Origin of the sequence: Streptomyces rapamycinicus NRRL 5491, from assembly GCF_024298965.1 — a bacterium.
Lineage (GTDB): Bacteria > Actinomycetota > Actinomycetes > Streptomycetales > Streptomycetaceae > Streptomyces > Streptomyces rapamycinicus.
On record NZ_CP085193.1, the window covers coordinates 7,077,584 to 7,091,604 of the forward strand.

At 71.4% G+C, this 14,021-nt stretch carries 10 protein-coding genes; 2 read left to right on the plus strand and 8 right to left on the minus strand.

The window, feature by feature from the left end; translation table 11 throughout:
* Positions 1 to 89 precede the first annotated feature (89 nt).
* The 4 genes from LIV37_RS29780 to LIV37_RS29795 form a co-directional block, all read right to left on the minus strand.
* On the minus strand, positions 90 to 1,712 hold the full coding sequence (locus tag LIV37_RS29780; protein ID WP_121824353.1) for an LCP family protein: 1,623 nt from the start codon (positions 1,710 to 1,712) through the stop codon (positions 90 to 92).
* Positions 1,713 to 1,781: 69 nt separating this feature from the next.
* On the minus strand, positions 1,782 to 3,473 hold the full coding sequence (locus LIV37_RS29785; RefSeq protein ID WP_121824352.1) for an LCP family protein: 1,692 nt from the start codon (positions 3,471 to 3,473) through the stop codon (positions 1,782 to 1,784).
* Positions 3,474 to 3,700: 227 nt separating this feature from the next.
* Entirely contained in the window at positions 3,701 to 4,819 is a 1,119-nt protein-coding gene (locus LIV37_RS29790) for an LCP family protein (RefSeq protein ID WP_121825184.1), read from the minus strand.
* A gap of 339 nt (positions 4,820 to 5,158) precedes the next feature.
* The gene (locus LIV37_RS29795; RefSeq protein WP_020870805.1) at positions 5,159 to 5,911 is read right to left on the minus strand and encodes a TIGR03089 family protein; all 753 of its coding nucleotides are present in this window, start codon (positions 5,909 to 5,911) and stop codon (positions 5,159 to 5,161) included.
* Positions 5,912 to 6,039: 128 nt separating this feature from the next.
* Between LIV37_RS29795 and LIV37_RS29800 the strand changes: the two genes are divergently transcribed.
* The gene (locus LIV37_RS29800) at positions 6,040 to 7,641 is read left to right on the plus strand and encodes an N-acetylmuramoyl-L-alanine amidase (protein ID WP_121824351.1); all 1,602 of its coding nucleotides are present in this window, start codon (positions 6,040 to 6,042) and stop codon (positions 7,639 to 7,641) included.
* A gap of 71 nt (positions 7,642 to 7,712) precedes the next feature.
* On the plus strand, positions 7,713 to 8,819 hold the full coding sequence (gene manB / locus LIV37_RS29805; RefSeq protein ID WP_121824350.1) for a mannose-1-phosphate guanylyltransferase: 1,107 nt from the start codon (positions 7,713 to 7,715) through the stop codon (positions 8,817 to 8,819).
* A gap of 653 nt (positions 8,820 to 9,472) precedes the next feature.
* Here the strand turns inward: manB and LIV37_RS29810 are convergent.
* From LIV37_RS29810 to LIV37_RS29825, 4 genes are all read right to left on the minus strand, one after another.
* The gene (locus LIV37_RS29810; RefSeq protein WP_020870807.1) at positions 9,473 to 10,384 is read right to left on the minus strand and encodes a DNA-3-methyladenine glycosylase family protein; all 912 of its coding nucleotides are present in this window, start codon (positions 10,382 to 10,384) and stop codon (positions 9,473 to 9,475) included.
* Positions 10,385 to 10,730: 346 nt separating this feature from the next.
* Positions 10,731 to 12,182: a coenzyme F420-0:L-glutamate ligase gene (locus LIV37_RS29815; protein WP_020870808.1), complete on the minus strand. Its 1,452-nt coding sequence runs from the start codon at positions 12,180 to 12,182 to the stop codon at positions 10,731 to 10,733.
* Complete coding sequence (gene cofD, locus LIV37_RS29820; protein ID WP_020870809.1) at positions 12,179 to 13,141, minus strand: 2-phospho-L-lactate transferase; 963 nt, start codon at positions 13,139 to 13,141, stop codon at positions 12,179 to 12,181. Before cofD ends, LIV37_RS29815 begins: the two co-directional genes overlap by 4 nt.
* 49 nt (positions 13,142 to 13,190) lie before the next feature.
* A complete protein-coding gene (locus tag LIV37_RS29825; RefSeq protein ID WP_020870810.1) occupies positions 13,191 to 13,712 on the minus strand; it encodes a cysteine dioxygenase in 522 nt (173 codons plus the stop codon).
* Positions 13,713 to 14,021: the final 309 nt, after the last annotated feature.

The window sequence follows — 14,021 nt, forward strand, 5'->3', positions numbered from 1 at the left end:
AGGGGCCGGACCCGCATCGGGTCCGGCCCCTCCGCATGCCGTGACATGCCGTGACGGGGGCCGCCGGGTGTCCTACGAGGGCCGTGCCGTCAGAAGGTGTAGCCCGGGTTGACCTTCATACAGCCCTTCTCCTCGCCGTTGAGCGCGTCCGCGCTCTTGGGCGTCTTGTCGCCGTCGTCCGCCGCCGTCTTCGGATAGGCGGTGCCCTCGCGCCAGTCGTTGCCGACCACCAGGGTGACCTCCCGCACCGACTTCGATGACTTCACCGCGGACTTCGGCAGCTTCAGTGCCTTGGCCACGGCCAGGGCGTCGCCCTGCCGGGGCTCGTCCGGGTAGAGGACGGTGGTGTCGGCCTGCGAGATGAGCACCGTGTTCGCGGTGGCCTTGGCGTAGCCCAGCCGCGCCAGTTCGGAGGTGATGACCGCGGCCCGGCCGGAGACCGGCCCAAGGACGGTGCTGGCGGTGCCGTTCTGCACCACCACCGGGAGCTGCTCCTTGGGCGCGGTGGGCGCCGGGGTGGCGTCGGGCTTCTTCTTGTCCTTGCCGTCCAGGCTTATGTCGTTGCGCAGCAGCGAGAAGGTCTGCTCGGCGTCGCCCGGCTTGGGCAGTACGTACTCCCCGCCGCCGCCGTACTCCCAGGGCATGGTGATCATGGTGGTGCGCTTGGTCGGCACCCGCTTGAGGTCATTGCCCAGGTCGTAGAGCTTCTTGACGGTGCCGAGGCCGTGGTCGACGGTCAGCGCGTCGGTGGCGGCCTCCGCGAGGTCCATCAGCTTGCCCGGGTCGCTGAGCTTGGTGCCCGACTTCAGCTGGCGGATCATCGACGTCATATACATGTGCTGGGCCTTGGCCCGGCCGATGTCGCTGTTGTCCTCGAAGCCGTAGCGGGTGCGCAGCCACTGGAGGGCCTGGATGCCCTTGACGTTGTGGGTGCCCTTGGTCAGCTTCAGCCCGGAGCCATGGCCCTTGCTGTCATGGGAGTAGACGTTGTTGTCCACGCACACCGGGACGCCGCCGATGGCGTCCGCCATGGAGACCACCCCGGAGAAGTCGATCATCATGAAGTGATCGATGTAGACGCCGGTGAGCTCCTTCCAGGTGGCGACCGTGCAGCCCGGGCCGCCGTGCTGGAGCGACTGGTTGATGGCCCCCTCGGTCTTCGGATACACCGTGCCGTCGTGCGGATCGGTGCACCGGGGGATGGTCACGCGGGTGTCGCGCGGGATGCTGACCACCGACATGTTGCCGCGGTCGGCGGAGACGTGCACCAGCATCTGCACATCGCCCAGCGGCTTGCGGTCCGCGTCCTGCTTGGCGCCGCCCAGCTTGACGTTCTCCGCGGTGTTCCGGCTGTCGGAGCCGATGAGCAGGATGTTGAGGGGGGTCTGTCCGGCGGCGTTGGGCTCGGGCTTGCCGATCTTGCTGTCGCCGAGGTCCAGATCCTCCTTCTTCAGATTGCCGTTCAGATGTTCGTAGTAGAAGTATCCGGCGCCGGCCGCGCCGAGCACCAGCACGGCCAGCGTCAGGGCGGTCCAGCGCAGGATCCGCACCCCGCGGCTCCGCTTCGGCCGCCCCTGACCGCCCCGCCGGTGCCCCGCGCCGTGCGGCGCGGGGCCCTCCCCTTTCGGCGGACTGTCGTCCTCACCCTGCTCACGTGGTTCGGGAACGGTGGCCCGCCGCCCTCTCTCCCCCCGCACACTGCTCTGCCGCATCGGGCCCTCCCCGCAGTCTCTCGGTCGTCCGGCCCGATGGACGAGGGTGGATCCGCTGGCCGGCGACGGTCACTTGGCGCAGACGTCCTTGTCGTCGGCCTCGACCCTCTGAATGTCCTTCGGCGCCTTCGACGGGGCGGAGATCGGTGTGCCGGCGCCCTTGAAGTCCGCGCCCAGCGTCAGCGTCATCTCCGCCATCGGCTCGGCGTCCTTCGTGCCTTCCTTCATGGCGGAGGCGGGCAGCCCCATGCTGTCGGCCAGCCGACGCGCCTGGTCGGCCTGGTTGGGAGCGTACTCCAGCGTCGTCTTCTTCAGTTCTGACGGAGCGTTTCCGCCGTTGCTGGTGCGGGACATCCCCTCGGTGTTCTGCATCCAGTCGACGGTCTCCTGGGCGGCGCCGAACTGCCCGCTGCCGTTGAGCACCTTGACCCGGACGTCGGCGGGATCGGCCTTCGGCCCCTTGAGCCGCGCCGCCTGCTCGTCCTTGGCCGCCTTCTCCTTCTTCTTGACCTCGGTCAGCGAGACGTCCTGCCGGACCATGGAGAACAGCGGCTCGGCCTTGGTCTTGTCGAGCAGCACGGTCGCACCGTCGGTGTTGTCGACGACCGGAACCGTCGCGAAGGTGACGTTCTTGAGATCGACCTTGCTCAGGTTCTTCCCCAGCGAGGCCAGCTTGGAGACGGTGCCGATCCCGGTGTCCACGGTGAGCGCCTTGGTGGCGGTCTGGGCCAGGTCCCACATCTTGCCCGGGCTGGAGAGCGTGCCGCTGGACTTCATCTTGCGCATCAGCGAGCTCAGGAACTGCTGCTGGAGCTTGATCCGGTCCAGGTCGCCGCCGAAGCCGACGGCGTGCCGGGTCCGGACGAACGCCAGGGCCTGCTCGCCCTCGACCGTGTGCCGCCCCTTCTTCAGGTTCAGGTGCGACTTGGGGTCGTTGATGTCCTTGCCGAGGCAGATGTCCACCCCGCCGACCGCCGTGGACATGCTCTTGACCGCGTTGAAGTCGGCCATCATGAAGTGGTCGACCTCCAGCCCGGTGATCTTCTCCACCGTCTGCCAGGTGCAGCCGGGGTCGCGGCCCTCCTGTCCCAGACTGGTGTTGAACCGCACCTCGTCCTCGCCCGGGATCTTCTTCCGCCGGCCGTCTTCCTTCACGGTGCAGTCCGGGATGTCGGTGATCATGTCGCGCGGGAAGCTCAGCACCGTCGCGTTCGACCGGTCCGCGGAGACGTGGAACAGCAGGGTGGTGTCGGCGTGGCCGACGCTGCCCGCGTCGCCGTAGCCCTCGTTCCCCTTGCCGTCCCGGCGGTCGGTGCCGATCAGCAGGATGTTCATCGGGCCGTCGGAGACCGCGGCGTTGTTCTCGCCGACGTCCACCTTGCTGATGTTGTTGTTCAGGTGCTGATAGACGAAGTACGCCGCGGCCGAACCGCCCACCAGCAGGAAGGCCAGGGTGCCGCTGCCCCAGTAGAGCGCCTTCTTCGTCTTCGACTTCTTCGGCTTCGGCTTGCGACGGCTGACCGGGCCCGTCGCCGTCTCCTTCTCCGCCTCTCGTTTGGCCGCGCGGCGGCGCCCTCTGGGCTCGGAGCCGGTGGTGCCGTCGCCGCTCGACGATCTGGAGACCCGTCGCAGCTCCGTGGTGTCGTCCGCCGATGTCTCGGCGGGATTCAGCCGCAGCTCGTAGTTGCCCGTATTCGGGTCGAACACCCACTGATCGGCTGGGTCGAAGTCACCCGCCCCGCCAGGGCCTTGCGCGTCCACGGTCGCCTGTGTCCTCCGTCGGTGCCACGCGGCGCCTCCCCCTCAAGGCGCTCCAACTGTCTTCATGCAGTGCGCGGCCACCTCGTAGAGCGCACCGGATCGCTCACACTATCCGTCCAGATCAGCGTCAAGCGACGCCGGTGACAAATTCCACTTCCCTACAACTGGGCAATCTGCTCAATCCTTATCCGATCCTTCACGAATCATGGGCCGCCCTTATGGTCCTTTTACTCGCAGATGCCGCGCGCCGCGGTCGTCCCCTGGTACCCGGTGAGGTCGGCGGCCTTCGGCCCGCCGCCCGCCGAGGCCGTGACGGCGTGGGACACCGGCACCGGCCGATCCAGCCGCAACTGCCGGAACAGGCGGTCGGCATCGGGTTGGACGAGCTCATCGCGGTTCTTGTCGTACGTGTAGGGCTGCCGCGGAATCGTGAGGAAGCGGATCTTGTCCCGGGGGATGTCCCGCACCCCGCGCGCCAGAGCGTACAGATCTTTGAGCGAATCCAGGCCCGGATCCGTGGTCAGCGAGGACGTCGCGGCGTTGAGCACCGGATACAGCTTCGCGGGATTGAGCAGCACACCATTGCTCTGCACTTTCTTCACAAGCGAGCTCATGAACTCCTGTTGCCGTCCGATGCGCTCCGTGTCGCTGCCGTCGCCGATGCTGTACCGGGCGCGCACATAGCCCAGGGCCTGCTCGCCGTGGAGGACCTGACGGCCCGCGGGCAGCTTCAGATGCGCTTCGGCGTCGTCCACGGGCTCCTTCAGGCACATCTCCACCCCGCCGACCGCGTTCACCAGCCGCTTGAAGCCGCTGAAGTCCACGATCATGTGGTGGTCGACGCGGATCCCGGTCAGCTTCTCGACGGTGCGGATCGAACAGGCCGCGCCACCGGATTCGAACGCCCAGTTGAACTGGGCGAACCGGGCCTGGGCGCGCTTGCCGTCCGCCCCCTCACAGGCCGGGATGTCCACCATCAGGTCGCGCGGGATGGAGACGGCCGTGGCGCTCTTACCGCCGGCCTGCAGATGCAGCAGGATCGTGGTGTCCGAGCGCTGCGTGCCGGTGTCCTTGCCGTACTTGCCGTTGCCCTTGCCGCCCCGGTTGTCGGAACCGATCAGCAGGATGTTCTGCGCGTCCCGCACCACCGACACCGGCCGCTCGGCCTCGTACTTCTTCAGCTCGTTCGCGGTCCGGGTATCGGTGTGGATATTGCCGTCGAGGCGCTCGTAGAACCACCACCCCACCCCGGCGACCGACAGCACCAGCAAGGCCGCGCCCAGCGCGAGGACGCGCGGCCAGCGGCGCCTGCGTCTCGGCGCAGGCTCAGAGCTGTCGGTCGTCACGTCCGCGTCCTCCCACCCGTCTTCCGCCCGGAGGGCGGAGCGGCATCGCATGCCGGGATCCCGATTGACGGAACAGACATGCGAAGCCCGTACATGGTTGTACGTATCCGTAGATCATCGCGCGGGGGTGGGCGGCGCGGCCCGTGGACTCGGCTCTCGGCCCGCCGGACGGGTCAGGAGAGGGGCGGCCGGGTTTTGGGGGCAGGCCGGGGCGCGGCCGGGGGCGTGGGTGCGGCCTCGGGACGTGGTGGGTGCGGTCGGCTCAGGGTGTGGTGGCGGTCTTGGGCTCAGGGCGTGGTGGTGCGGTCGGCTCGAGGTGTGGTGGGTGCGGTCTTGGGCTCAGGGCGTGGTGGCGGTGACGCGCTCGCTCTCCTTGCGCCCGGCAAGCCCCTTCTCGTCCAGCCGGTCCAGGTGGCGGCAGAGCACCACCGAACCGCCACTGGCCAGCGGCGCGTACAGCCCGTACGACAGCCCCTCCCAAGTGCCGTACGACAGCCCCGACAGGATCCGCGAACCGGGCCCGAGCCCCCGCCCGGCGGCGTCGGCGGCCGCCCGCTCCACCACCTCGGCGCTCGTCAGCTCCACACCGCCGACGGCCAGCGCGGGCGTATACGGGTCCACGGGGGAGTACGGGGCGAAGCGGTCGCCCTGGCTGGGCACCTCCACGGCGTAGTCCGCGAACCCCTCCGGCAACTGGGGGAAGCGGCCGCCCAGCGGCTGAAGCGACAGCGCCACCCGCTCCCCGGAGCACTCCCGCGCCTCCTTGAGGCTGTCCGGGCCGCTGACGACGAGGTCGGCGGAGGCCGGGTCGCCCCCGATGTCCACGAGGACCCCGACCGAGGAGCAGGCCACCAGCCACACGGCGGTCTGCCAGTGGGCGGGGAGCAGTAGCGCGCATCTGTCGCCGGGCGCCGCGGCGAGATCGTCCTGGAGCAGATTGGCGGTCTTCGCCACCCAATTGGCGAAGGTGGCCACGGAGAGTTCGACGCGTTCGCCCGTGGCGTCGTCGTAGAAGGTTACGAGCGGGCGGGAGGGATCCGCGTCGAGCGCGGATCCCAGCAGGTCGGCGGGGGTGCGATCGGTGGCGTTCACCCGCGCAAGCCTACGCGCCGAAGTTGCGGCGCGGATGGGGTCGGTGGGGTCCGGGTCACCGGACGGTCCGCGACGTGTGCGCTCTTCCGAATGGACAGGTTTGTCCCCTTATGTAGACGATTTCAATCATGCGTGCATACCTGGCATCCTCGATCGGCGTCGCGTGCACCGCCGCCCTCGCCCTTCCCCTCGCCCTGCACCCCGGCCCCGCCCAGGCCCGCGCCGAGCGCGCCGAGCGCACTGTCGCCGCCGGGTCCACGCAGTCGCTGCCGTTGCGGCCGCTGCGCCCGCTGCGCTCGCTCGAGGGCGGCGGACCGGACCGGGGTGTGGCCGCCGGACGCGGAGGCGCCGTGGTCGAGCGGGGCGTCACCGCGTCGGGCGTGCGGCCGTTCTCGCTCGTCGGCGTCGTCTGGAACCGGCCCGCCGCCGAGCTCCGCGGCCGGGCGGAGGTGCGTACCCGTGCGGTCGGCGGCGCGTGGTCGCCATGGCGCGAGCTGCTGCCGTACGGGGACGAGGGTCCCGACCCGGACTCGCCCGAACTCCGCGGCGCACGGGCCCACGGCGGCACCGCGCCACTGTGGGTCGGCGCCTCGGACGCCGTCCAGGCGCGGGTACGGCCGGAACGGGCGGCGACGGACGCGGATGCGGGATCGGCGACGGCGACGGTCGACGCGCGGGCGGGGGGCGCGGGGTCGGCGACGGCGGACGCGGGGTCGGCGGACGCGGCGACGGCGGGCGCGGGGGCCCTGCCGTCCGGGCTGCGGCTGGAGCTGATCGAGCCGGGTGAGCCCACGGCGCCGCCGGGGCCGGACCGGGCCGCGCTCCGCGCGCTTCCGGGGCATCCGGCGCCGACGGCGGGGGATGGGGCGTCGCCGGGCGCGAGGCCCGGTGCGAGGCCGGGTTCGAAGCCGACGGTGGTGGGTTCGCCGGGAAGGCCGTCCTGGGGGGCCTCCGGGCCGTCGGGACCGTCCGCCGGACCGTCCTTGCCCCCCACGTCGTCCGCGAAGCCGACTCCCAGACCCTCCTCCTCCGTAACCACTGCCCCGACGCCCAGCGCGCTCGATGCCGATGCCGATGCCGAGGTCGACGCCGATGCCGAGGCGGCCAACGCGGGTGCCGCCCGCTACCGCGCGCCGCGGCCCGGCATCGTCACGCGCGCGGGCTGGGGCGCCGACGAGAAGATCCGTGAAACGGGCCACGTCTACAGCAAGACCGTGAAGGTCGCCTTCATCCACCACACCGTGACGGGCAACAACTACAGCTGCTCACAGGCGCCCTCCGTTTTGCGCAGTATCTACCGCTACCACGTGAAGAGCCTGGGATGGCGTGACTACGGCTACAACTTCACCATCGACAAGTGCGGGAAAATCTACGAAGGCCGCTCCGGCGGTGTGACCAAAGCCGTACGCGGGGCGCACACGCTGGGCTTCAACACCAACAGCACGGGCATCGCCGTCCTCGGCACTTTCACCTCCAAGAAGCCCTCGGCCAAGGCAGTGAAGGCCGTCGCCAAGCTCACCGCGTGGAAACTGGGTCTCTTCAAGCGGAATCCGCGCGGCACGACGCATCTGGTGTCGGGCGGCGGCAACAAGTACAAAAAGGGCGCCAACGTAAAGCTCCATGTGATCGCAGGTCACCGCGACGGCTTCGCCACCGAGTGCCCCGGCAAGCGTCTCTACGAGAAGCTCGGTTCGGTACGGAAGACGGCCGCCCGCCTCCAGGGGCGCTGATCAGGCGCGGTCCGGGGATCTGCATACACTGGCCGCCGACCGGCGAGCCCCAGCAGGAAGCAGAGACGTACGTGACCAATGCGCCAGCAACGCCATCGCCAGAGGCGATCCTCCTGGTCGGCGGCAAGGGAACCCGGTTGCGCCCGATGACGGTGCACACTCCCAAGCCGATGGTCCCGGCGGCCGGCGTTCCGTTTCTGACCCACCAACTCGCCCGCGCCCGCGCCGCCGGAGTCGAGCACATCGTGCTCGCCACGTCCTATCTGGCGGAGGTCTTCGAGCCGTACTTCGGTGACGGCGCCTCGCTCGGCCTGCACCTGGAGTACGTCACGGAGGAGGAACCGCTCGGCACCGGCGGCGCCATCCGCAACGTCGCCTCCCGGCTGCGCTCCGGCCCCGACGACCCGGTGCTCATCTTCAACGGCGACATCCTCACCGGCCTCGACATCCGTGCCCTCGTCGACAACCACCGCACGACGGGCGCCGATGTCTCCCTGCACCTCACCCGGGTCCCGGACCCGCGCGCGTACGGGCTGGTGCCCACGGACGAACGGGGCAGGGTCACCGCCTTCCTGGAGAAGCCGCAGACCCCCGAGGAGATCGTCACCGACCAGATCAACGCGGGCGCGTACGTCTTCAACCGCTCGGTCATCGACACCATCCCCGCCGACCGCCCCGTCTCCGTGGAGCGCGAGACCTTCCCCGGTCTGCTGGCGGAGGGCGCCCACCTCCAGGGCATGGTCGACTCCACCTACTGGCTCGACCTGGGCACCCCCCAGGCGTTCGTCCGCGGCTCCGCGGACCTGGTGCTGGGCCACGCCCCCTCCCCGGCCGTGCCGGGCCGCTGCGGCGACCGCCTCGTCCTGGACAGCGCCTCGGTCGCGATCGACGCCAAACTCACCGGCGGCACGGTCATCGGCCGCCAGGCCCGGGTGGGCGCGGGCGCGCGCATCGACGGCAGCACGGTGCTGGAGGGCGCCATCGTGGAGGAGGGTGCCCAGGTCCACGACTCCCTCGTCGGCGCGGGCGCGAGAATCGGCGCCCGCACGGTCCTCCAGGGCGCGGTAGTCGGCGACGGCGCCCTCGTCGGCCCCGACAACGAACTACGAGACGGCGTCCGGGTGTGGTGCGGAGCCGACATCCCGGCCGGCGCGGTCCGCTTCTCATCCGACCAGTAACAAGCCTGACATCCAGCCGCCCCACCACACCCCCGCCTACGGCGAGAAACCCAGCCCCCGGGGGAACCCCAGCCCCCGGGGGAACCCCAGCCCCCGGGGGAACCCCAGCCCCCGGGGGAACCCCAGCCCCCGGGGGAACCCCAGCCTGCCCGGCGGAAGCCCAGCCTGCCCGGCGGAAACCCAGCCCCTCCGGCGCTTGAGGAGCGGGATCCGGGGCGGAGCCCCGCAACCCCAGCCACCCGGCGCTCGAGAGACGAGACCCGGGGCGGGGCCCGCAACCCCAGCCCCTCCGGCGCTTGAGGGGCGTGGCCCGAGGCGTGGCCCGCAACCCCAGCCACCCGGCGTTTGAGGAGCGGGACCCGGGGCCGAGCCCCGTATTCCAGCCCCTCCGGCGATTGAGGAGCGGGGCCGGGGGCGGAGCCCCGGCGGGGGCCGAGGGGGCGGAGCCCCATCGTTTCGGGAAGGGGCGGGGTGGGGGCTCCCCGCCGAAGGCGCCCACCGCCCCGCACCCAGCAACGGCGATGGCGACCGCTGGCGGGGCGGGGGCTCACCGCCGAAGGCACCCCCGCACCCAGCGACGGCAACCGCACCCAGCAACGACAACCGCGACCGCGACCGCAACGGCGACCGTGCCCAAGAGCCCGAGGCAGGCCCTACATCCCCCGAAAGTCCCGCACAGCCAAACGAGGCGCCCGCCGAGGCGGCGTCCGCCCGGACAACAAAATCAGTCGCGCCGCTCGATACCGCTGCCCCGCATAAGGGGCCAAAAGCTCAAGCATCGCCTCATCATCCGCCCCCCGCACCCCCGTCAGCGCATACCCGACAATTCCCGGCAAATGCAGATCGCCAACCGTGATCGCATCCGGTATCCCATTACTGCGCTGCAATGTCTCCGCCGCCGTCCAAGGCCCAATACCCGGAATCAGCCGCAGCCGGGCCGAGGCGGCGGCAAGGTCCATGGAGGCGGCTTCCTCCAGCCGCCGAGCAACCCGTACCGCCCGCAGAATCGTCGAGGACCGCTTGACGTCCACGCCCGCCCGATGCCACTCCCACGACGGGATCAGTGCCCAGCCCCGCGGATCGGGCATGACCCGCATCCGCATCCCCTCCGCCGGGCCGGGCGCGGGCTCGCCGTGGCGTTGGAGCAGCAGCCGCCAGGCCCGGTACGCCTCGATGCCGGTGACCTTCTGCTCCAGGATCGAGGGGATCAGGGATTCCAGGACCAGCCCGGTCCGGATGAGCCGGAGGCCGGGGTGACGCCGATGCGTCTCGTGGACGAGTCGATGGCGGGGCACGAACGCCGACGGGTCGTCATCCGCCCCGAGCAGGGCGAGCAGCCCGTCCAGCAGCCATTCCGCCCCCGGCCCCCAGGCCCGCCCCTCGATCTCCGCGCCCTTGCGCGCGATCCGTAGGGTCCCGGGCCCGGCCGGAGTCCGGCTCGCCCGCCAGAACGCGCCGTCCGCGCCGACCTGAAACGCGGGATCCCCAGGCCCTCGCTGCAGTACACCGAGGTTACGCGCGAGGTCATAGGGGCCCGGGGGACTCCAGACACGTCTCTCACACACGCGGCCACCCTACGACCCACCGCCGCCCCACCGTTTCGGCCCCCGCCAAACCACCGACCCGCACCTGCCGCACCACGGACCGCACCCGCCAAACCACCGACCCGCACCCCGCCCTGCGGCGCCCAACCGCCCCCACCCACCCCGGCCAACCCCAAGGCGCACCCCAGCAACCGCCCCCGCACCCGCGCTCCCACTCCGCACAACGCGCGCCCCCAATCCCCGCGCACGCGACCCCACCGCGCAACCGGCCCGCACAACCCCGACCACCAGACAACCCAACCCTGGACAACCTGGCCCCAGACACCCCAAACCCCAAACAGCCGACCAAACACCCACCGCCCACCACCTACCGCACCACCACGAACCCCTCGACCCCCCGCTCCGGCCGCGCCACCGGCGGCACCGCCGCCTGGCCGACCGCGACCGTGCCCATCGGGTCCCAGCCGTCCGGCAGGCCCAGGACCTCGCGCACCACGGGGCGGCAGAACATCGTGGACGACACCCACGCCGAGCCCAGCCCCTCACCCGCCAGCGCGACCAGCAGGTTCTGCACCCCGGCTCCGGCCGCGACCACGAACATCTCGCGCTCCGCCGTGTTCCGCCGCGGATCGGGATACGTGTGGGCGCCGTCGGCTACCAGGCACGGCACCACCAGGTACGGCGCCTTCCGCAGCACATCCCCGCGCCGCACCCGCTTGGCGATGCTCTCCTCCGAGAAGCCGTCCCCGCGCAGATCGGCGATCCAGGCGTCCCGCATCGCGTCCAGCAGCCGCGTCCGCGACTCCTCCGACTCCAGCAGGACGAACCGCCACGGCGTCGTATGGTGCGGCGCCGGCGCGGTGACGGCCGCGGCGACCGCGCGCCGCACCGCCGCGCCGTCCACCGGCTCGTCGGTGAACTCCCGCACCGTACGGCGCAGCGTCACCGCCTCCCGTACGGCCTCGGAGGTGCCCAGCCGGAACATGTCGTCCGCGGCCCCGCGCACCAACGCCCGCGCGCCCCCGTCCTCATCAACCCCCCGCCGCCCGGACCCCTCAGCCCCGTCCGGGCCCTCGGACTCCTCAGCCCCGTCCGGCCCCTCGAACGCGGCCACCCCGTCCAGCCCCTCGAACTCCACCACCTGCGGAAGCCCCCGCAACACGGCCACCGGCAGCCCCGCGGCCTTGCCCTTGACCAGGTCACCCGCGGCGGCCAGTTCGTCAGCGGTGGCGACGATGGTCGCGCTCAGCGCGTTCCCGTACGCGTCGACTCCGCCGCGCAGATCGTCCAGGACCCGCACTCCGGCCGCGCCGATGGCGACATCGGTGACCCCGGTCCGCCAGGGCCGCCCGAACGTGTCGGTGACGATGACGCCGACCTCCACACCGAGCGCCTCCCGCAGCCCGGCCCGGATCGCCCGCGCCGAGGCGTCGGGGTCCTCGGGGAGCAACAGGATCGTCCCGGAAGGGGTGTTGGAGGCATCGACCCCGGCGGCGGCCATGACCAGACCGTGGCGGGTCTCGACGATCCGCGTACGGCCGCGCCGCGCCACGACCCGTACCGTCTCGGCGTCTATGGCCGCCTCGCGGTCGGCCGCCTCGACGACGCGCCCCTCCGCCTTGCTGACGATCTTGGAGGTGACCAGCAGCACATCGCCGTGCGCGAGCCCCGGCAGACCGCCCGAGGTCGCGGCGTCGGCGATCAGCTTGGCGAGGTCGTCACCGGGCCGCACCTCGGGCATCCCGGGCAGCGCCCACACCTGGTACGACTGGTACGACTGGGGCGACGCATGTGACGCATGTGACGCATGTTCCGTCATGCCCGCACCTCTTCCGCCAGCGCCAGTGCCTCGGCCGCCATCGCCGCCGTGGCCTTGAGGTCCGCCATCATCAGCGGGATCGCCCGGCAGCGGATCCCGGCGGCCTCGACCTCCTCGACCGCGCCCGCGTCGACGGTGTCGACGAGCCAGCCGTCCAGCAGCCCGGAGCCGTAGTGCTTGGCGACGGCGGCGGCGGTGGACTCGACGCCGACGGCGGCGAGCACCTTGTCGGCCATGCCGCGCACGGGCGCGTCGCCCACGATGGGGGACAGGCCCACGACCGGGACCCCGGCGTCGGCGATGGCCTCGCGCACGCCGGGCACGGCGAGGATCGTGCCGACGCTGACGACCGGGTTGGACGGCGGGAAGAGGACGACGTCGGCGTCGGCGATGGCCTCCAGGACGCCGGGTGCCGGTTTGGCCTGGTCGGCGCCGACGGGCACGACGGCATGGGCGGGCACGGAGGCGCGCAGCCGCACCCAGTACTCCTGGAAGTGGATGGCCTTACGGCCCTCACCAGCGGGGTCGTCGATCAGGACGTGGGTCTCGACGCGGTCGTCCGTCATGGGCAGCAGCCGCACCCCCGGCTGCCACCGGGCGCACAGCGCCTCGGTGACGGCGCTCAGCGGATAGCCGGCGCCCATCATCTGCGTACGGACTATGTGCGTGGCGAAGTCGCGGTCGCCGAGGCCGAACCACTCGGGCCCCACCCCGTACGCCGCCAGCTCCTCCTTGACGGTGAAGGTCTCGTCGGCCCGGCCCCAGCCCTGCTCCTCGTGGATGCCACCGCCGAGGGTGTACATCACGGTGTCGAGGTCGGGGCAGACCTTGAGGCCGAAGAGGTGGATGTCGTCGCCGGTGTTCCCGATGACGGTGATGTCGGCGTCCGGAGCCGCCGACATCAGACCGCGGAGGAAACGGGCGCCGCCGATACCGCCTGCCAGAACCACAATGCGCATGGAGGACAGTGTTGCAGCAGCCCCGGACATCGGGGGCGTTCGGGGCGGCTCAGCCGCCGAGGGCGCCCAGCGCGTCCACCCCGGCCCCGGCGGGCAACTCGGCGCTCTGGGTGGGGTGCAGCGGCATCTCGGTCAGCCCGGGGGAGTAGATGTGCAGACTGACGGCCGGTTCGAGGGCGTCGTTGACCACGTCGTGCACATAACCGGGCGCGAAGACGCGCTGTGCGCCGGCACACAGTGTGTGCCGCGCGCCGCGCGTCCCCACCCGCTCGGTGAGCTCGCCCTGGAGCACGGTCAGCACCCCGGAGGAGCGGCCGTGGTCATGGGCCCCGCTGCCCTGTCCGGGCACCCAGCTGAGCAGCCACACCTCATAGCCGGGGCCGGTGCGCAGCCGGTGGTACCAGCGGCTGGTGGCGTCGTACTGGACGAGTTGCGCCCAGCCGTCGCGGTCGGCCGCGATGGTGCGGGCCAGGCCCGCGAAGTCGGAGACGGTGGAGGGATGTGCGGGTACGGGCGGCAGCAGATGCGGGATGTCGAGCGGGTCACCGGCGATCTGGACGTCGCTGTTCATGCGGTGGGGTTCCTCGGGCGGGAAGGGCGCGGAATGAGCGCCGTAAGGACGCGGTGGGGCGGAGGGGCGCGGTAAGGGCGCGAGGTGCGATCCGGACGCGGTGTGCGGTCTCAGTACGAGACGCCGCGTGCGGAACGCGGAGAAAGCTGGAGCTCAGGAGGCATCAACAGCTCGAACAGCGACAGCGAACCCGCACAGCGCAGCGGAACCCGTGGTCACGGGTCGGCAGGGGCGCATGGGTCACTGACATGCGACCTAGGAGACCCGGATCGCCGCGCCGCTGTCAACTTCATCTCACGTTTCAGGTCA